Below are 20,346 nucleotides of genomic sequence, written 5' to 3' on the forward strand. Positions count from 1 at the left end.
AGAATCGACACTCCCGGCCGGGCGGGGCCGGAAAACCGGCCAGTATGTGTAAGTATCTGCAAGGCGGGACGGGCGAATCCGACGGCAGGATCAGCGGAGCGAAGGGCCCGACGCAGCGGAAATCCGGGACTCCAGCGCCCGGAATGCCGCATGAGCGCTCTCCTCCCGGGCTGAGGGCGGTCGTCCGCTCTCCGGGGAGTATTCGGACCAGGCGGCCCGGAGCGCGGCCCGAAGTTCCACGCACTCCGGGGAGGCGGCCCGGTCCGCAAGGGCCGCATCGTCCGGGAACGGGAAGGCCAGCGACGCCACGCGCGGCTCCCAGCGGGAGCCTTCGGGCAGATCCCGCAAGATCAGGACGACCCCGTCCGTCGTGGGGGGGGCGTGGAGAATGGTGGGGAGCTTCCCGGGAGCAAAGGCCGCCAGGACGGCGGTCGCTCCCGCGCCCCATGGAAGCGGCAGCGGTTCGCGGGCGGAGACGGGGACCTCGCCCGCCGCCCCGGTGCGGGCGGTCAGAAACCCGATCGGCCCGTCCGGCCCGACCGCCTCCGCATAGACGACCGCCCCCGGCACGGGCGCCCCTCCCGAATCGAGCACGGTGCCGCGAAAGTCCCGGGAGGGCGAAGAGCAGCCGGGCATTGCCGACAGGAGCGCCGCCGAGCACGCGGCGGCACAAAGAAACGAGCGGGTGACGATCGTCGGCACGGCTTCCCTCCGGGCGACTGCGGGCGCGTGGAGACTAGCACGGGTCCGGGGCGGGCGCATTGTCGTGGACAATCCGCGGGGCGCGGGATAGAACGCATCAGGACTGATTCCGTTCCCTGGCGTCTTGCACGCCGCAACCTGCCGTGGAGAACGCCATGCAGAGAGACCGCCCGCGACGGGACCGGCCCGTCGCACTCGTGACCGGAGGCGCCGGGTTCATCGGCGCGCATCTCCTCCGCGAACTGCAGGAGATGGACCGCTCGGACCTGGTCGCGCTGGACGACCTCTCCGGAGGGTTTCGCGACCATGTGCCCGACGGCGTGCCCTTCGTGGAGGGTTCCATCACAGACTCCGCGCTGGTGGACGCGCTTTTCGACGAGCACGCCTTCGACCATGTCTACCATCTGGCGGCGTATGCCGCGGAGGGACTCAGCCACTTCATCCGGCGCTTCAACTACACAAACAACCTGATCGGCAGCATGAACCTCCTGAACGCGTCGATCCTTCACGGCACGAAGTGCTTCGTCTTCACCAGTTCCATCGCGGTCTACGGCAAAGGGCAGCTGCCGATGCGGGAAGACATGACGCCCGAGCCGGAGGATCCCTACGGGATCGCGAAGTACGCCGTGGAGATGGACCTGCGCGCCGCGAAGGAGATGTTCGGGTTGGATCATGTGATCTTTCGCCCGCACAATGTCTATGGCGAGTTCCAGAACATCGGCGACCGGTACCGCAATGTCGTCGGCATCTTCATGAACCAGATCCTGCGCGGGGAGCCGATGACGCTCTTCGGCGACGGCGAACAGCAGCGTGCGTTCAGCTACGCGGGGGACATCGTCGGGCCGATCGCGCGGGCCCCGTGGATGGAGAGCGCGCAGGGCCGTGTGTTCAATGTGGGCGCGGACCGCCCCTGCACCGTCAACGAGCTGGCGGCCGCGGTCGCGGAAGCGATGGGCGCGGCGGACCATCCGGTATCCTACCTCGATGCCCGGAACGAAGTCGTGCTGGCGTACAGCGACCACACCGCGGTCCGCGAGTGCTTCGGGGACGCGCCGGACACCCCGCTGGCGGACGGGCTCGCGAAGATGGTGAGCTGGGTGAAGCGGGTCGGATCACGCACAAGCCCTGTCTTCGGGAACATCGAGGTGGACCGCAACATGCCCCCGTCGTGGCGGGCCGCGATGGAGTCGGGCTAGGGAAGAACGAACGAAGCGGACCGGGGCGCTACGAGGCGACGCGTTCCGGGTGGGCTTCCGGTTCGATTGCGGGCCCGAGCGCCGGGAAGGGGACTCACTGGAATGAGAATACGAGCCTGCCCATACCGGGACTCTTCGGCTGTCCTGTCTTCGCTGAACGGTACGGGGAAAAGGTTCTGCGTCGTTGCCGCACTCGTCGCAATGACGATGGCCGCAAGTGCAGGAGATGCCGCCGCCGAAGCCCGGGAGTTTCTTCCGGCCAGCCACTGGGCGTATCGGGATGTGGATCATCTGTGGACGCGCGGGCTTGTCGATTCGCTGAACCTCTCCGTGAAACCGTGGAGCCGCCAGGAGGTCGCGCGCGCGCTGGCATCGGTCGCGGAAAAGGACACGCTCCCGGCCGACCCGATTCTCCTGCGACTCCTTCGAGAATTCGCCGACGAACTCCACGATCTGGCGCCGGAGACATTCGAGGCGGGTCCGGACGCGACGCTGACCATGCGGGAAGCCGGGGGGGGATGGCTTCGCGCGTCCGTCGGGTTGAGCGCGGCGACGACGCGGGACGAACCCGGCAAGCTCGGAGTGCGCGCGGAGAGCGGCGGGTATGCGTCTGTGCGGGCGGCGCTGGGGCCGGACCTGCTGGTGGCCACGGAGATCCGCCTGCACCGGACGGGCACCGACCGCGAGATCGGGGATTCGCTCGTCAAGAACCACGACCTCTTCGTGGACGCCGGAGAAGCCTATGCGGCCTTCGCTCCGGGTGCGGCCGCCGTGACGGCGGGGTTCGTCCGGACGCGCTGGGGACCGGGCACCACGGGGACGCTGCTTCTGTCGGATGCGGCGCCTCCGTTCGCCGCGCTTCGGGTCTCGCGGAGGTTTGCGGGGGTGGTCGACTTCCGTGCGCTGACCGGCGTCCTCGCGGAACCGGACACGCGGTACCTGGCGACGCATCGCCTATCGCTCCGGCTGTCGCCCTCCCTGTGGGTGGGGGTCGCGGAATCCGCCCGCTACGATGCGCGCCATCCGGAGTTCCTCTATGTGCTGAACCTCCTGCCGTACACCTTCGTGGAGCAGATCTCCAACAAGGACCGTTCGCAGGCGCCGGACATCCTCCACCGGAACAATGTGATGATGTCCGCGGACGCTGTATGGCGCGTGCGTCCGGGGTTTCGCCTGCATGCGGAGTTCCTGGTGGATGATCTCGCTACGGAAACCGCGACCATGCCTCACCGTCTGGCATGGCAGGCGGGTGCGCGGTGGTGCGTGCCCCGGCTCCCCTTCCCCGCGGACTTCTTCGCGGAATACACGAAGGTGTTCCGATACACCTACTCCACCTACTACGGCAGGAACTACGACCACAGTGGGCGGCCGCTGGCCTACGGCGACGGTCCCGATGTGGAGCGGCTTCTTCTGCGATGGACGGCGGACCCGCGCGTGGACTGGTCGGTCGGCGCGGAGTTCGAGCGGCGCCGCAAGGGGAACAGCGCCATCGGGGATGCGTGGGATCCCGCGGATGGCGGCGAGCCGTGGGACGGCGCGACGCTGACCGACCCGATCGCGACCGTGACCGCGGCACGCGTGACGACCGCCTGGTTCCCCCGGGCCCATGCGCGCGTGGCCGTGTCCGCGGGATGGGCGCGCGTGACGAACGAAGGCCACGAGAGCGGACGGACGAAGGACGGTCCGGAGGTCGCTCTGGCCGTGGCGTACAGGAGATGACAGGCGGCGCGGGGCGGCGGATCGCGATCCTCGGAAGCCGGGGGATTCCCGCCCGATACGGCGGCTTCGAGACCTTCGCGGAGGAGCTGTCGGCCGGGCTCGCGGAGCGCGGCTTTCGCGTCACGGTCTTCTGCGAGCGGGAGTCCGGGGAGACTCCGCCGCGGGAGCACCGCGGGGTGCGCCTCGTCCATGTCCGGGCGCTTCCCGCGGGGCCGCTGCGCACGGTGCTGTACGACCTGGCCTGCCTGGCCCGTTCGCTCCGTGGATACGACGCCGTGTACATGCTCGGCTACGGGATCGCGTGGGCGTTTGGACTCCCGCGTCTGTTCGGAACGCCGCTGTTCGTGAACATGGACGGCGTGGAGTGGTGGCGCGCGAAGTGGTCGCCATTCGCGCGGCTCTACCTGCGCTCGATGGAAGGCGCGGCGGTCCGACTGGCGCACGGCGTGTTCGCGGACGCGGAGGGAATCCGCGACCACCTGGAATCACGACACGGAGAGATGCGGCGCGCGTGGACGATCGCCTACGGAGCGGAACTCGTGGAGGACGCCGACGAAGCGAAGCTGTCGCCGTTGGGCGTACGCGCCGGAGAGTACCATCTGGTGGTCTGCCGCATAGAGCCGGAGAACCATGTGCTGGAGATTGTCCGCGGGTACCGGGCGTCGGGGTGCCGCCGCCCGCTGCTTGTCGTCGGGAACGCGGACGGGACCGCTTACAGCGCGGCGGTGCGCGCGGCCGCCGCCGAGGGCGAAGACGCCGCCGGGCGCGTGCTCTTCCCGGGCGCGGTGTACGACGGGGGCGCACTCACGGCGCTGCGCTTCCACTGCCGCACCTATATTCACGGGCACAGCGTCGGGGGCACGAACCCGTCGCTGCTGGAAGCACTCGCCTGCGGGAACGAGGTCATCGCGCACGACAACCCGTTCAACCGGGAGGTACTGGGCGGCGGCGCGGATTACTTCGCAGGAGAAGCCGCCCTGTCCGCCTGCCTGAGCCGTACGGAGGGGACGCCGCTCGCTCCGGAGCGTCGCGAGGTCGCGTGGCGGATCGTTCGCGAGCGTTACACCTGGCCGCAGATCGTGGAGCAGTACGCCAGCGTGTTCGCGGATCAGGGCGCGTAGCCCAGTCGCTCCATCATCCGGACGAACGCCGGTGCGATGGCGGGGTGCAGCTTCGCCGGAGCGCGGCGGGGACGCGGGGAGAGCGCCGTCCGCGCGTAGCCGAGCGTCGCCGGATCGGATTCGAGCCCGCAGAAATCCAAGAGCCCGGGAACCGTGCTGTCCGGATCCGCGGCCAGTTCCTCGTATCGCAGGATGCGGACCGCCCCGGGAAGGCGCTCAGCCCACGCCAGCCCTTCCCGCATCGTGACAATCCACTCGACGGCGGCACGGTCCTCGTCCCGGGCGAACGCCCGAATCTCTTCCGCCGAACTCCGCAGCTCCGGATCCGCGCCCACCACCTCGTCCACGAGGGTCGACCACTTGCGGCCGTCCACTCCCCACCAGTCGTGACGCGGCCCGCCGACCTCAGACGCGTGTCGCGCATCCCACCGGCGCACGGATTCGCAGAGATCCCACCCGTTCCGCACGATCAGCACGAAAAGCGCGTCCGGGAAGATCGCGCGAACGAACGGCACTCGAAAGACGAGTTCCGGGTACTTGTCGAGAACGCGCCGTCGTCCCGTCCAGCGAAGGTAGTGGCCAAAGAGCGCATGGGCCCGCTCGACCGTTTCCGGATCCGCGTCGTCCGCGCCGAGACGGAACCGCCCGCGCTCCCGCGCATAGCTCCCGATCACATCCTCGCCGGAGTGGACGACATGCCAGAGAGCCTTCGGTTCGTTCAGGAATGCCACGCGCGGATGCAGCGACAGCACCTTGCCGAGAATCGTCGTGCCGCTTCGCCCGACGCCGACGATGAAGACAGGGCGGCGCACCGGGCGCGCCCCCGGAAGACGCCGCAGAAGCTGCAGGTTCGCGAAGACGACCCGGTTGATCCAGCGCCCACGGGTCGTGACCGGCCGCCCTTCGAAGAGCGCCCAACTCGCGATCCGCTCCGCCACCTTGCCGGGCCTCGCGCGGGCGTAAGCCGCGTCCAGTTGCGCGATCATGATGCGGGCACCGCGCGCGACTCGTCAGAGCACACGCCGGTACACCTCAAGGATCCGGTCGTAGTGAAGGTCGGCGTCGTAGCGCTCTTCGGCCCGTCTCCGTCCGGCCTCTCCCATGCGAACCGCGGCCGAAAGATCCCCTGTTGCGCGTTCCAGCGCATCGCGCAGCGCCTCCACATCTCCGGGCGGGAAGAGGAACCCGTCCGTGCCGTCGTCGATCATCTCGGGAATCCCGCCGATGATGGCGCCGATCACGGGTCGGCTTCGAGCGTGCGACTCCATGATGGCCAGCGGGTAGTTCTCGTACCATTCGGACGGCAAGACCGTGGCGATGCTCTCCCGGATGAGGCGCTCCAGATCTTCGCCGGACTGAAACCCCACAAAGCGGATGTGGTCCCAACCTTGCCGCTCCACCAGGGACTCCATCTCCGCCTTTCCCCCGCCCCGCCCGGCAATCACAAGGCGGCACTCGCGCAGCGGTCCCGCCGCCTCGATGAGCGTGCGCACGCCCTTCACCGACTCGATCCTGCCGAAGTACAGAATGTGCTTCCCGGGAGCGGGGGATTCTTCTCGGGGCGGCAGGTCAACATGGTGAGGAATCGCCGTGATCCGGTCCGGGTCCACAAGGTCCAGTTCAATCATCTTCCGGCGCATGAAGTCACTCGGGGCGATGAAGTGGTCCAGTTCGTGGCAGCGACCCTTGAGGCGCGACACATAGGACTCCGCGACGCTGACGAGAGTCCGTGCCAGCGATCCCCGGTTGCAGCGGCGCGGCAGCGCGGGAAGGAACGACTTTCCCCGACACGCCTCGCAGATGCGATCCCCGGCGACCATCGTGTACACGGGGCAGGCGAGTTTGTAGTCGTGAAGCGTCTGCACGATCGGGATTCCCCGTTCGCGGAGAGGCCGGAGAATGGAGGTCGTCAACTGCCCGTAGTAGATGTGCAGATGCGCCACATCCACGGGAGTGTCGGAGAGGATGCTCCGGAGCGCGCGTTCGGCGGGGCGCGAATACAGAAACTGCGCGGCATCGCGCAGACCGCCGTTTTGAACATCCACGGGATCCGGGAACCGGTCCGTCCACGGGGACTCTCGATTCTCGGGGTCGCGCACCGCAAAGGGAACGACCGTATGCCCCTTCGACTCCAGAAGTTCCCCGAGGGACACCATGTACCGATCGGACCCCCCGCGGACATGGTAGTAGTGTCCCGCGTTCAATACGGCTGGATTGCGTTCGCGCACAGAAGTCCTCCGCATCTCCGATTCATGTCGCCGGGGGAGTGGTCAATCTACCGGCAGAATGCGCGTCTGTCTGCCGCAATGGCCGCCGGTGGATGCATTCGCCCTGTGGCGCAAAAGCCCCTCGAGTTGTACGATCCGTCCCGGGTGAGGTTCCATCCCCCGGCATCATCGCAATCCGACAGGAGCAAGAGGCGTGAGCGATCAGGATCCCCGCAGTCCCCGGACAGCCCCGGACGGCGTGCCGGGCAGCGGCCCACTCGCGGCGGAGTCGCCCGCATCTGATTCGATCGGTATCCTCGGCATCCTGGTCGTTTTCCTGCGTTACCGAAGGGCCTTCTTCGGCCTCCCGGTGATTCTGGCCGTCGCTTTTCTGCTCGCGAGCCTTCTCCTGCCATCCCGGTTCACTGCCACCAGCGCGTTTCTCCCCGAAGCCGCCCAGGACGAGTCGGGACTTCCTGCGGGACTGGTCGGACTCGCCGGGCAGTTCGGGGTGACCGTTCCCGTGGGAGGGTCGAGCCCCCAACTCTACCGGGCCGTCCTGGAGAGCCGCTCTCTTCGGGACGACCTTCTGCTCTCGCACTTCGCACACGGAGAAGAGGACGCCGCACTGATCGACATTCTCGGAGTCGACGGCGACGACCAGCCGGAGCGAATGGAGAAGGGCCGAAAGACGCTCGAAAAGCGCGTGGCCATCACTCTGGATACGGAGACGGGCATCGTGTCCGTTTCAGTCGAGACCCGCCACCCTCCACTTTCCGCCGCGGTCGCCAACCGGGCCGTCGATCTCGTGAGTTCGTTCGACCTCGTCCAGCGGCACTCCCATGCACGGGAACGCCGGACCTTCGTCGAGAGCCGCCTGCGTACCGCGGAGGCGGAACTGGAGTCTGTGGAACACGCCCTCATGGCATTCATGGAAGCCAACCGGCTCTTCCAGGAAAACCCGCGCCTCCAGTTCGAGCACGATCGCCTGGAACGACGCGTATCGATCAAGCAGGAAGTCTTCACCACGCTCCACCGCGAACTGGAAGAAGCGCGCATTCAGGAAGTGAACGACACGCCGGTCATCACCGTGATCGACCAGGCGACCGCCCCGCGAAAGCGATCCAGCCCGAATCTTCCCCTGAATGCGGCGGCCGGGCTTTTACTCGGCGTGGTGCTGGCGTTCATCGCCTCGTTCGGAAGGGAGTTCCTCCTGCGGGAGGAGGAACTGGATCCGGACACTCACAGTGCTCTCACCGGGGAGATGAGATCTCTGCCACGGAGCGTCCGTCAACTTCTCGGCGGCCGGAGAACTTGACGCCTCCGCGGGGCAAACCCGGGGAGCCGTTCCCATGATCGTTCTGCTCTGCGTCACGATGCTCTTTGCCGGGCTTGCGCTCCTGCACTTGCGCGGCGCGGTCCTTCTCTTCCTGTTCCTCTTCCATGCGTTTCCGGAAGCGATGGCGTTCGGAGTCGGCGGTGAGGGATTCGCGTTGACGCTCCAGCGACTCTCTCTGTACGCACTGCTCATCGCCTGGACGGTCCGCGTCCTGCTCCATTCGCCGGACACCATGCGCGGGATTCGAATCCTCCGGAGCGGACGCACGGTGTCGTTGCCGCTCACCGCGCTCATGGGAGTCGCCTTCGTGTCGACACTGATCGGGAGCGGGTTCGGCATCGGCGCGGTTTCCGGTTTCGCGAATCTCCTGCTGTTCTCGCTGTTCCCACTTCTTCTCATCGTGACGACGGTCCGGAACGAGGGAGATGTCGTCACGGTCTTTCTCGTCCTTGCCGCCGCGGCGGCCTTCAACGAGGCGTTCGCTTTCGTGGAGCACGCCCTTGGCCGAAGCCCCCTGCACGGCGTGGTCGATGTCGCCTACAGGACTCACCGGGATCTCGACCAACTGGCCGGACGGTTTCGCGGCGGCGAATACCGGGTGATGGGGAGCTTTACAAATCCACTGAAGCTCGTCGCGTTTCTCTGCCTGTCCTGCCCCCCGCTTCTCTTTCTCGCGGGCGAACGCAAGGGAGGACTCACGACGATTCTCATCGGGGGAACCCTCGTCCTTCTGGTCCCTGTCCTCCTGTGGACGCAATCCCGAACGGGGCTCGCCCTTCTGGTTGCGGCTCTCTGGGCGTGGATGGTGTTTCGGCCACGAACGGGCGCAGCCCAGAGAAGCCGCGCGGCAGTTTTCCTGGCGTCCACTTCAGCACTGGCCCTGCTCGTGATGGTGTTCCGCACCACGCTGCTCCGCCGCGCGGTCCTGGACGCGGAGGCCATGCAGAGTTTCTTCATGCGCCTGCAGCAGTTGACCGACGGTCTGGGCCTCCTGGCCGGAGCCTCCCCGCTGGGCTACGGGATGAGCCGGAACATCCTCGATGTCGTGCAACTCGGCAGCCTCGACAACTGTTACCTCCGCGTCGGTCTGGAAACGGGCGCGGTCGGGCTAATGCTGTATGTCCTGTACTGGACCGGTGCATGGCGTCTCACCGGGCGGATCGTGAAACGCGCCGAGACGCTCTCCGGCAAGCGCCTCGCCTTCGCACTCCGACTGTCGCTGGCAATCGGCCTCCTCCTCCAGATCGCGGTGTCGCAGCTTTCGTCATACTTGCTGCTGCACGCGCTGGTGGGGTGTGCACTGGTACTGGAGTCGTCGGCACGGAAGAGTGCGGGCTAACCCACGGTCGTGCAGGTTCGTGACAGGTCTTCGACCCCCCGCTTGAACCGGCACTTCCACTCTTCGAGTTCCCGCTCCGGCACATCGGCGGGAACTCGAACTCCCGTGCGGGTCCGATCCAGACGGCCTGTCCGGATCACGGGCGAAGGATCCCCGATGAGGGCCCGCCCGGTGGCCGGCGTCAGTTCGTATTCTTCCGTCAGCGGAGTGGAGAGGTCCAGGTGCGTCTCGATGGCCCGAAACACATCTTCTGTCTGCTCCACCAGTTGCCCATAGGTCACGAAGAGAGCCCGGCCGGGATCTCCGACTCGCGCGGCCATTTCGACCAGCGTGTCCAGGCGATCGCGAAGGTACGGAACCGCCCGTTCCATTCGTGACAAGCGCGCCCCGGGGACATGTTCCTGCAGGCGGTGCATGCTGGAAAGCGTCTCTTCCGGATCCCGGAGAAGAATGAGGAAGGAGACGCGCTCCGACCGAAGGACATCGTCTCCGAGAAGGAGCCAGTCGTGGAGCATCTTGTCGTACAGCCAGGGAACCCCGGCTGCCTCGGTCCCCAGTTCACGCCGTACATTCGACATCAGTCCGGCAAGCCGGGGCACGCTGCGATACGAAGTGAGCGTCTCCCCATACCCTGAAACCTCCGGGTTGGAGTTCAGGATGTGACCGAGAACGGTCGAGCCGGAACGAACCGTGCCCAGTATCAGGAGAACCCGCGTATCGCTCTCCCGAAAGCGCCGCGCCATGGCGAAGCTCCCGACGATCGTCCGCATCTCGCGCAGCGTCCGCCCGGCCCTTCGCATTACGCCCGTCCCATGCGGCGGGCCAGCGTCGAGCGAAGATCCCGCATCCGACCCAGGTTCATCAGGAAGGCCGCCCCCAGACGCACCGGGAGAGTGGCCGCGTAACAGGCAAACCCCGGCCATGACCCGCTGCGGGTCGAATCCGCATATCCGTGGGCGGCCCGGCCCGTTCGTGTGGCCCGGTCGCACAGGGCGATCTCCGAATCGTTCAGTCCGCCCCGGCTCCATGCGCGAACGCGATCCTCCCGCACTCCCCGGTCCGCTGCGTCATTCGCGGCCGAAGAACCCCTGTGCGGAACATCCAGCATCCCGACTTCGCGCCGGATCCCGAGAAACGCGCAGATGCCGTCCACCGTCCCGTCCGGGTCGTGCGCCAGATCCTCGTACTTCACCCACCGATGCCGCGGGTCCATGGCCACCCGCCGCCCCGCCGCAAGCGACGCCTCCCAGAATCGGCCGACGAGAAGCGGATGGTAGTTGATCCACGACCGCAGTGCTTCCCGTCGTGGAATCCGCGTGGCCCCGAGTTTCCGCCGCCGCCACTTCCGCTTCTGGGACAGAAGCACATCCCTGGGATCGCGAACCATCTGGATGATCCGCGCATCCGGGAAGAGGTCGAGGATCTCCTTCGCGTAGTAGGCATTCCGGGGGGTTTGATCGCAGGGGATCGACGCTTCGGAATTCGCGGCCTCCCGGTGCAGAAAGGCGCGGAACACACTCTCCTTCGTGAGTGCGGAAGGGTCTTCCCGGGCCAGCATCTCTTGAGCGTCCACCTCGAACGCCGACGGATCCTGGCGCCGAAGGTACCCGTGCCGCTCAATGGCGAAGAGGCGCGCCCCCAGTTCCCGTGCGTCTTCCATCGACAGAATGCGCCCCCGGTCCGCGGGCGCCCAGAGCTGTTCGAAGAAGTGCAGCTCATGAAAGAAGTGAACGGCTGAGTGGCGACCGAGGATTCTACCCATGAGGGTTGTGCCGCTCCGGCTGCTGCCGACGACGAAGATCATCACGCCCCGACATCTCCCTCCGCTACCCGCCCACGCGATCGATCACGAGTACCGTCGTCGCAAGGCTGGCCAGCACGGCGGTCACATCCCTCACGACCTCCCCCCAGTCGGTGCCCTCTTCCTCCGCCATCGCCGGGACGACGATCTGCGATCCCGGCTCCACACCCGGGTCGAACCAGAAGCGCCGTACCTTCTCCGCGCGCCCGGTGGAGTACACGATCTTGACCTCGCTCCGCTTCGCCGTGTCCAGATATCCGCCCGCGTTCCGGACATAAAACCCGATCCCCTTCCCCGCGCGGTACACAAGGCTCGTCGGCAGCCCGACGGCTCCCGAGACCTTCACCGTCATCGGGCGCTCCGGCACCATCAGTTCATCTCCGGACGCCAGCACGAGATTCTGGTCGCTGTCGCGGTCCGCCAGCGCCTTCACAAGGTCCACCGACACGCGTCCCGCGCCCCCGAACTTCCGCTCCATGCGAAACCCCTCCGGGTACGCGGTCTCCAGGAGTCCGCCCGCGCGGTCGAGCACATCCGCCAGCGTCTCGGTCGGGGTCCGCAGCGTGTACGCCCCCGGGAAGAGCACCTCTCCCGTCACCATCACATTCCGTTGCAGCTCCCAGTGGGGAAGCTTGCGCACGAAGACATGGTCGTGGTTTTCCAGCGCGAACGCGGGCAGATCCCCGCTCTCCAGAAAACCCTCCGCAATCTCCACACGGAACACATCCGCGATCCGGGTCCGGTCTCCGTTCTCCGGGTAAACGCGCGACACCTCCACTTCCTCCGTAAACGCGTGCTCCTCGAAGCCTCCCGCGCGCACGAGAAGTTCCCCCAGCGTCATGCGGTCCGTGCGCTCGTACTCGCCGGGTCTTCGCACGGCCCCGGTGACGCGCACGGTCTCTCGATCTCGCAGGTCCCAGATGGAGTACACGGCCACCTCGTCCCACGCTTCCAGCGGGATGTTCTCCGCGTCGGCCCCCGCGATCGCCGCGCCCAGATCGAAGGTCAAGGTCTCGCGCGTAAAGTCCTCGCGCGTCCGCACGACAAACGCCCGGGCCAGGTACGCCTCGCCCTTCAAGCTGTCGGCGCGCATCACGAGATCCCGCACGCGCATCCCTTCCTTCAGCTCGAAGGTGCCGGGCATCCGTACATGGCCACGAATCTCCACATAGTTCCGCTTGAGATCCGCGACCGAGAGGAGCTTCACATCGTCCAGGTCCTGAAGCGCAAAGGACTCCTCTCCGGCCAGAACGCGGCCCAGGTGCACATCCACGACCACCCGGTCCTCGCGCATGAGATCCCTCTCCCGGGGCGGCACGACGCGGTTCACATGCGCCCGGTCGAGATAGGTTGTCCCGGTGATCCCCCCCGCCATCTTCACGGCATCGGCGAGCGTCTCTCCCGCGAGCAGTTCGTACAGCGCCGGTCGGCGCACTTCCCCGCGCAGCGCGATCCGCTTTCCGCGCACCGGGAGGAACACGGTGTCGTCATCCTCCAGGCGAATGTCGCCGTCGCGCGTACCGTGCAGGAGGTAGTCGTACACATCGAGATGCGCCACGACTTCCCCGCCACGCACCACGCGCACATCGCGCAGCGAACCGCGCGGAGACGCACCCCCCGCATAGTAGAGCGCGTGGAACACCGTGGACGCGGCGGACAGATCGTACGCCCCCGGGCGGCGCGTTTCCCCGACCACGAACACCTTGATGGGCCGCAGCTTCCCGAGCGAGACATCCAGAAACGCGGTCTGCGGGGTCGAACCCAGCCCGGAGTACGCTTTCGACAACTGCCCGTGGACGCGCTCCTCCGCTTCGGCCAGCGTAAGCCCCGAAAGGCTCACCTGCCCGACATCGGCCAGCAGCACGGTCCCCTCGCGGGAGACGACCTTCTCCAGCCGGAAGACCGCGTCCCCCCACAGATCGATCACGATCTCGTCGCCGGGTCCGATCCGGTAGCCCGGATCGATCGGGCCGTACGCGGGAGGGGCGAAGGTCGAGGGAGCCAGGCTGAAGAGGCTCTCGCCGAAACGGGCGAGATCGGAGCCACCCTTCACGGGCGGCGGAGGCGGCGGAGGCGGCGGCGCGGCACTTCCTTCCTCCAGAACCTCACGCGCGGGTTCAGGGATGTCGGCCGGGGCGGTTCTCCCCGGCTCGCTCCCGCCGCCTCCCGAGAGGGCGGCCTGGATCGCGCCGTCGTCCATGCCGCGTGAGCGGAGTTCCCGCAGAACATCTTCTTCCGAAACGCCGGGCGGCAATCCCGCGGCGAGAGCGCCCGCGGCGCAGGCGCACCCCACAACAACCCCCGCGATCCCGCGGCGAACCCGTTTCCCAAAGCGCATCATCATGTTCGTTCCCCCGCTTGCTGTTCTGTCCGGCCGGTCGAAAGTCTAGGGGGGATTCCCGAACCGCGCCACCATCCGCTGGGCTACGCCCGCAACTCCTGCCGGAAAGCTTCCGACAGTTCCGCCAGTTCCGCCAGATGCGCGGCCTGCTCCGGGGCGTCGCGGCGTTGCTGAAACGCCCGATACGCGCGAGAGAGCGTCCATTCCGGGTGAGGCCGCTCCACCAGGCGAAGAGCCATCCCCGCCTCCACCGTCCCTTCCTCCGACACTCGCAGGTACCATCCGGTTGCGCCCATGCGGTCCACCGCGCGGGGAAGCTCCCGGACGCCCCAGCGTTTCGCCAGAATCCAGCACGGTTGCCGGGGCTGCGTGACCTGAAGGAGGGCGCCGCCCCCCCCACCGCCATGGCCCCCGGTCTCTCCGTCTGTGGCCGACGCACGGAACACATCTCCGATGCAGACCGTTTCCTCGTCCATCCCTTCGACAGTCAGGTTTTCGCCGAACGCCCCGTGCGGGAACTGATCGGCCGGGAGCACTCCCTCTACGCCGCCCAGCACCTCCGCCAGTTCGCGCCGCCAGTGATCATAGTGCGCCGAAGCGTGCGCCAGCACAGCCTTGTCGGGGCCACCGTGATGCACACGGTCCGCCTGCCCGTCACCCGCGAGACCTTCCCGACCGACGCGCACCGCTCCTTCCACCGCCCGCTTGACAATGCCGCTCTGCCACGAGCGCCCCCCCGGGCCGGGACCGTACTCCGCCGTCATGTCCTTCGGCATCCCGACCTGCACGGAGAGGATCCGACCTCCGCCCGCATGCGGCCGGCCTCGCTCATGCGTCATCGGTCTGCTCCGCCGGTCGGAGTTTCGCGTACGCGGCCAGCACCTTCTTCCGCGACCCGTCCGGAAAGCGGAGCGTCACCTTCAGGTTCTCGCCACGGCCTTCCGCCGCCTCAACCTCGGCTTCCCCGAAGTGAGGATGGACGACCCGCATCCCCTTCTCGAAGGAGGAACTCCCCGCATCCTGGTTCTCGTTTTCGTAGTCCGGCTCGTAATCCGGCTCCGGAGTCCGCACCACCGGTCCGACCGGGGCCCGTTTCCGAACCGGGGCCGTGGCCCCTCCCGTGGCACGGCGCCCCCCCCACGCACGCTGCGGTGTACTCGAACCGCGCCCCATTCCCCGCCGTTCGGAGCGCACTTTCCGCCACTCGACGCACTTCTCGTCGATCTCGTCCAGAAACCGCGACGGCAGCGACGAATGGAACCCGCCGAACCGCATCCGCTCTCCGGCCGTCACGAGTACCACGCGCTGCTCCGCCCGCGTCAGGCCGACATAAAAGAGCCGCCGCTCCTCCTCCAGCCCCGCGGCATCTTCCGAAGAGTTCGCGTGCGGGAAGAGTCCTTCCTCCATGCCCGTAATGAACACGCACGGGAACTCCAGCCCCTTCGCCGTGTGCAGCGTCATGAGCGTAACGCGGTCCGTCTCCTCCTCCATGTCGTCGACATCGGTGGCCAGCGACACTTCGCGAAGGAACCCGGCCACCGTCGCGTCTCCGTCCTCGTGTTCGTCGGTGAACTCCTGCATGGCCGCGAGCAGTTCCGTCACATTCTCCCAGCGCGCCTGTGCCTCTTCCTCCGACTCCTTCCCGAGGTACGCCTGATACCCGATGTCCTCCAGAAGCCGCTCCGTGGTCTCCCCCACCGGCGTCTCCCCGGCGCACGACGCGCGATCCAACCCCTCCAGAAACGCCGCGAGCTTCTTCCGCACCCCCGGCCGAAGAGCCGCGCCCCCGTCCTGGGCGACCGCCATGCGAATGGCTGCCAGGAGCGGCGTCCCGGCTGCCGTGGCCGCTGCGGCAAGATCCTCCAGCGTCTTCTTGCCCACGCCGCGTGCCGGCACATTCACCACGCGCCGAAGAGCCACATCGTCCGCCGGATTCGCCACGATCCGCAGGTACGCCAGCACATCCTTGATCTCTCGTCGCTCATAGAACCGCTGCCCGCCCACGACCTGATACGCCACACCTCCCATGCGGAAGGTATTCTCCAGCGTCCGACTCTGCGCATTCGTCCGGTACAGCACGGCGAAGTCCTCCGCCGTGTGCCCTCCCTCTGCTTGCGCGGACTTCACCATGCGGAGAATGGACATCGCCTCCGTCTGGTCATCCGGCACCTCCAGCACCAGCACGCGATCCCCGCTTCCGTTCTCCGTCCACAGTTCCTTGCCCTTGCGAGCGGAATTGTTCCGGATGACGCTGTTCGCCGCGTCCAGAATGGTCCCGGTGGAGCGATAGTTCTGCTCCAGGCGAACGGTAGTCGCGTCAGTGTAATCGCGCTCGAAGTCCAGAATGTTCCGAAGGTCCGCTCCTCGCCATCCGTAGATCGACTGGTCGTCATCCCCCACGACGAAGAGGTTCTGGTGGTCCCGGGTGAGCGCGTGCAGGAACTCGTACTGGCAGCGGTTGGTGTCCTGGTACTCGTCGACCAGCACATGACGGAAGCGCCGCGCGTACTTCAGGCGAATGTCCTCATCGCGAAGCAGCAGCACCGGGCGCATGAGAAGGTCATCGAAGTCGAGCGCACTCTGCGCGGTCAGCGACTCCGCATACGACGCGTAGATGTCCGCGACCAGCCGTTCCCACGGCCCGCGCGCCTTTTCGAGAAACTCCGCCGGGGAGACAAGATCGTTCTTCGCGCGTGAGATCACTCCGAGGAACGACTCCGGCTTGTGCTCCTGCGGGGAGATTCCCTTTGCTTCCAGCACGCGCCGTACGGCGGTCGTCTGGTCCGCCCGGTCGAAGATGGAAAAGTCCGGATGAACGCCCGCGTGCGCTGCTTCCCGGCGAAGAATGCGAACACCGATCGAGTGGAATGTCCCGATCCACGCGCGGCGGCCTGCGTCGCCGACGAGCGACACGATCCTCTCGCGCATCTGTCCCGCCGCCTTGTTCGTAAAGGTCACGGCCAGCACGGAAGACGCGGCCGTCCCCCTCACGCCGATCAGGTGGGCCACGCGTCGCGTCAGAACACGCGTCTTCCCGGACCCCGCGCCCGCGAGCACAAGAAGCGGCCCGTCTTCGTGCAGAACGGCTTCACGCTGCCGGTCGTTCAAGTCCGCAAGGACTCCCTCTTCGGACACCATGGCGCCGGAAAGCGCGCCGTCCGTCGGGGTCTCCCCCAGGGACGCAGGATTCCACCATTCGGACAAGGGATGCCCCGCTCAGATGGGAAGAAGGGTGACGGAAAGAGCGGGAGAGTATCACGAATGGTCGGGCGCGTGGGTGTCGGGAAGCGGGCCGGGCGCGATTACCACTCGGTCCCCATCGAGAAGTGCCAGCGCGGCTTCCCCGAGTGGACGAAGTCGGTCGGCCAGCCGACATCCAGACGCACCGGGATAAACGCCAACCGGGATCGGAGGCCGATACCGTAGCCCACCTTCAAGTCGGCAAGACCCTCGTGTCCGCCATGAGCTTCCCCCACCGGATGGAACCCGTCCGGGTCGTCAAACGCCGCACCCACATCCACGAAGAGGTTGCCGCGAATCCTCCGGAACACGGCCCGGAAAGGCCAGCCCGTGCGCAGGTACTCCACGAACGGATACCGGAACTCCGCCGAGGCCAGAAACGCCGTCCGTCCGCGCAGTTCCCGGTAGGGGTGGCCGCGCAGCGTATGCGGGCCGCCAAGCTGGAACTCCTGCGGGTCTTCGCCGAAGGAGGTGACGGCCAGACCGCGAACCGCCGCCACGGTGCCGCCACCCCGGGGCGAGTACGCCCGAAAGTCCGCAAGCGCGGTCCCGTACGAAAGAGATTCACCGCCGAGCGTGAGGGAATGCTGGAGCGACACCGTCCACCGGTTCCCCCGCACCGGGCCGGTCCATCCCCAGCGCGTGTTGTCAAAGGTGTGGGAGACCCGAGGGAGGAGGATCGCGCTCCCGGAAGTCCCCGTCTCGACGAACCCGGCCGCCGGGTCCACGGACTCCCGGTCGAAGTGTGTCCGGTTCACCTGCATCACGCGAACATCGAACCCGACTCGCCGGAAAGTATGGAACGGGTATCTCACCGCGCCCGACACGCCCCATCTCTGCTCGGAGAAGTACGCTCTCTCGCCGCTGTCCGAAATCGGCTGCCCCAGCGACGACCGGTCCGTCAGAAGGAAGTTCTTCACATGGAAGAGACCGGTCTCCCAGTGAACCCTTCCTCCGAGGTAGGAATAGGACGCGAACGCATTGGAGTTGCGCGCCGCACGGAACACCTGCGCCCCGATCTGAATGCGGTGGTCACCGAGAATGTCGGTGATGGTCGTCCGGAACGCGCCGCTGGTTCCGAACGGACTGTAGCCCAGCATCCCCTGCACCCACTCCGGGCGAAAGCGCGGTTCGTAATCGATGACGAAGGGAGTCTTGCGCGCGGGCGGTTCGGCGGGCGGGGGCGCGACAGGTTCGGCGTCCGCCGAGCGGTCTGCGGCGGCGGTCTCCTCCGGTGCCGAAGGGGTGTCCGGGGCCTCTGCGGGCGACGGGGTCGGCGCTTCGCAGATCTCCCGCCCGTCCCACGGGATCGCGGGCCAGGTCACGGACTCCGCTTCCGGAATCCCCAGCGTGTCCGGATTCTCCACCAGCACCACATCCCACCGCCCGTTGGAGTACGCGGGAAACACCACGCGGCTTCCGGCGCGCGCGGCGGTCGGCGCTCCCGCGCCTCCGAGGAGTGCGGTCAACCGGCGCGTCTGCCCGGTTGCGAGGTCCATCATCGTCAGATCCCGTGTGCCCTCGGCATCCGACACAAAGACGACCGACGCGCCGCCGTTCGTCCAGTCCGCGCCCCACTGATCTCCCGGCCCGACGCGCAGATTGCGCACTTCGCCCGTCTCCACCTCCAGCACACGCAGGTCCAGCCCGCTCGCGCCGCCAAAGTCGGACGCAAAGAGTACGCGCTTCCCGTCGGGGCTCCATCGCGGGCGTTGTTCCCGCACAAGATCGTTCGTCAGACGCACCAGATTCGTCCCGTCGGCATCCATCGCCCACAGGTCCACTCGATCGCCCTTCATCCCCGTGAAGACAAACCGCCCGTCCACCGGAGACCAGTCCGGCTCCTCCAGCGTGTCGAGTCCCGGGTCGAACTCGGCCAGCGTGCGTCCCGTCTCGGCACTCACGATGATCAGCGCGTCCCGCGACCCCGCCCGTGCCGCCAAGGCCACCATGCTCTCATCGGCGGACCACCCCACCGAGCTCCGCATGGGGTGCAGCGACTCCATCTTCCCGCCGCGATTGCCCCGGGCCAGAAGTCGTGGCTCGGTGCCCGCGCCCGGCTCGATGACCCACAGGTCCGGCGTGCCTTCCCGGTCGGACAGGAACACCACTCGCTCTCCCGACGGGGAGAGGCACGGGTGGTGATTGAACGACCCGCCCATGCCTTCCGGGGAAGTCAGAACCTCTCCGAACGACTCCGGATCTTCCAGAAACCCGTAGGTCGGCCAGTGAATGCGCCGCACATCCCGCACCCAGTCGGCGGCCATGTCCGGGACCTTCTCACCCGTGACCGTCTCCACGGCTTCGACGAGATCCCGCGTGGAAGCCAGCTCCGCGAGAATCCGGGGGATCACCTCTTCGCCATGGCGCCGCGCGAGGTACGCAACCGCGGACCAGCCCGCCTTGTAGACGAAGTACCCGCCGGGCGACCGATCGAACGGCGCCAGCTTCCCGGTAACGGCCGCGTCGCGAAGCATCATCTCCGCTTCGGAATCCCACTGGTTCGACAAGTACTCCGCCAGCCCCTCCGCGAACCAGAGCGGGATGTTGAACGCGAACCGGGCCATGAAGGAGTTCGCCGCCGACCCGGCGTCCAGCATGTCGAACATGTAGGCGTGCACGAGTTCGTGGTGAATGACATGGCGGAAGTCCGCTTCGGAACCGGTGTACGGAAGCACCACGCGGTTCTTGAAGAACTCGGTGAACCCGCCCGTACTCTCTCCGACCATCCCTGGACTCACATTGTTCTGCCGGAAGTGATGGTGCGACTTGAAGACAACCAGCGGAATCCGGGATGAAAGCTCGTGCTTCAAGTCCTGATCGAGCTTGCGGCAAGCCTTCTCCGCATAGTCCGCGGCGCGCCACGCCAGTTCCTCTTCTTCCGGGTAGAAGTAGATGTCGGCGTGATCCGTGACGAGAACGCGCCAGCGGAAGTCCTCGTACCGCACCTTGTTCTGGCCGAACGCCGCCGGAGATTCCGTCGGAACGCAAGACAGAATCAAGCTGAGTGCTATTGTCGGGGGTGCCAGCTGCCGAAGACCGCCAAGAACCACAGGGAATCTCCCGGATGCGTAACATGGTGTCAACATTGTCGATCCAACGAGGAACGATGCCCACCCACTCATAGACTAACGGCAGGTCCGCTCCAGATATTAGCTGGTACTTATATTAGCAGATTTCGGGGACTTGTGTTGGACGGGTTTTCTCCTCTGAGTCCGGGGGGGCGGCAGGGTTCGTCGCGAGGGTTCGTCGCGAAGTTCCGCGCGAGGAGTCCGGGGGGGCGGCAGGGTTCGTCGCGAGGGTTCGTCAGGGGGGGTGCGGCAAGGAGCGGGGGGGGGAAA

At 67.0% G+C, this 20,346-nt stretch carries 14 protein-coding genes; 5 read left to right on the forward strand and 9 right to left on the reverse strand.

Annotation, left to right across the window (positions count from 1 at the left end; all coding sequences use genetic code 11):
- Window positions 1-90: 90 nt before the first annotated feature.
- Window positions 91-702, reverse strand: a complete 612-nt coding sequence (locus QF819_06615; protein MDP6802831.1) for a carboxypeptidase-like regulatory domain-containing protein — start codon at window positions 700-702, stop codon at window positions 91-93.
- A 155-nt stretch (window positions 703-857) separates the two neighbouring features.
- Between QF819_06615 and QF819_06620 the strand changes: the two genes are divergently transcribed.
- From QF819_06620 to QF819_06630, 3 genes are all read left to right on the forward strand, one after another.
- Complete coding sequence (locus QF819_06620) at window positions 858-1,898, forward strand: NAD-dependent epimerase/dehydratase family protein (GenBank protein MDP6802832.1); 1,041 nt, start codon at window positions 858-860, stop codon at window positions 1,896-1,898.
- A 207-nt stretch (window positions 1,899-2,105) separates the two neighbouring features.
- Entirely contained in the window at window positions 2,106-3,617 is a 1,512-nt protein-coding gene (locus QF819_06625) for a capsule assembly Wzi family protein (protein MDP6802833.1), read from the forward strand.
- Window positions 3,614-4,738 carry a DUF1972 domain-containing protein gene (locus QF819_06630; GenBank protein ID MDP6802834.1) on the forward strand — a complete coding sequence of 375 codons (1,125 nt, stop codon included), beginning with the start codon at window positions 3,614-3,616 and terminating at the stop codon, window positions 4,736-4,738. The genes QF819_06625 and QF819_06630 overlap by 4 nt, the downstream gene beginning before the upstream one ends.
- Here the strand turns inward: QF819_06630 and QF819_06635 are convergent.
- Complete coding sequence (locus QF819_06635) at window positions 4,726-5,724, reverse strand: sulfotransferase (GenBank protein MDP6802835.1); 999 nt, start codon at window positions 5,722-5,724, stop codon at window positions 4,726-4,728. The genes QF819_06630 and QF819_06635 overlap by 13 nt on opposite strands.
- A 24-nt stretch (window positions 5,725-5,748) precedes the next feature.
- Entirely contained in the window at window positions 5,749-6,966 is a 1,218-nt protein-coding gene (locus QF819_06640) for a glycosyltransferase family 4 protein (GenBank protein ID MDP6802836.1), read from the reverse strand.
- A gap of 193 nt (window positions 6,967-7,159) precedes the next feature.
- Here QF819_06640 and QF819_06645 point away from each other — a divergent pair, with 193 nt between their 5' ends.
- Together QF819_06645 and QF819_06650 are read left to right on the forward strand one after the other, a co-directional pair.
- Window positions 7,160-8,263 carry a GNVR domain-containing protein gene (locus QF819_06645; GenBank protein ID MDP6802837.1) on the forward strand — a complete coding sequence of 368 codons (1,104 nt, stop codon included), beginning with the start codon at window positions 7,160-7,162 and terminating at the stop codon, window positions 8,261-8,263.
- Between the two features lie 34 nt (window positions 8,264-8,297).
- Window positions 8,298-9,623, forward strand: coding sequence for a hypothetical protein (locus QF819_06650; GenBank protein ID MDP6802838.1), 1,326 nt, complete (start codon window positions 8,298-8,300; stop codon window positions 9,621-9,623).
- On the opposite strand, the gene QF819_06655 is transcribed toward QF819_06650, so the two are convergent.
- The 6 genes from QF819_06655 to QF819_06680 all read right to left on the reverse strand — a co-directional run bounded on the left by QF819_06655 (window position 9,620) and on the right by QF819_06680 (window position 20,007).
- Window positions 9,620-10,423: a sulfotransferase gene (locus QF819_06655; GenBank protein MDP6802839.1), complete on the reverse strand. Its 804-nt coding sequence runs from the start codon at window positions 10,421-10,423 to the stop codon at window positions 9,620-9,622. The genes QF819_06650 and QF819_06655 overlap by 4 nt on opposite strands.
- Window positions 10,423-11,427: a sulfotransferase gene (locus QF819_06660; GenBank protein ID MDP6802840.1), complete on the reverse strand. Its 1,005-nt coding sequence runs from the start codon at window positions 11,425-11,427 to the stop codon at window positions 10,423-10,425. Before QF819_06660 ends, QF819_06655 begins: the two co-directional genes overlap by 1 nt.
- 22 nt (window positions 11,428-11,449) lie before the next feature.
- Window positions 11,450-13,768 (reverse strand): SLBB domain-containing protein, encoded by a 2,319-nt coding sequence (locus QF819_06665; GenBank protein ID MDP6802841.1) that lies wholly within the window; start codon window positions 13,766-13,768, stop codon window positions 11,450-11,452.
- Between the two features lie 80 nt (window positions 13,769-13,848).
- Window positions 13,849-14,604, reverse strand: a complete 756-nt coding sequence (locus QF819_06670) for an MOSC domain-containing protein (GenBank protein MDP6802842.1) — start codon at window positions 14,602-14,604, stop codon at window positions 13,849-13,851.
- Window positions 14,594-16,903, reverse strand: coding sequence for a UvrD-helicase domain-containing protein (locus QF819_06675; protein ID MDP6802843.1), 2,310 nt, complete (start codon window positions 16,901-16,903; stop codon window positions 14,594-14,596). The genes QF819_06670 and QF819_06675 overlap by 11 nt, the downstream gene beginning before the upstream one ends.
- A gap of 164 nt (window positions 16,904-17,067) precedes the next feature.
- Complete coding sequence (locus QF819_06680) at window positions 17,068-20,007, reverse strand: BamA/TamA family outer membrane protein (protein MDP6802844.1); 2,940 nt, start codon at window positions 20,005-20,007, stop codon at window positions 17,068-17,070.
- Window positions 20,008-20,346 lie beyond the last annotated feature (339 nt).

Source organism: Gemmatimonadota bacterium (assembly GCA_030747075.1).
In the GTDB taxonomy this organism is placed as follows: Bacteria; ARS69; ARS69; order ARS69; family ARS69; genus ARS69.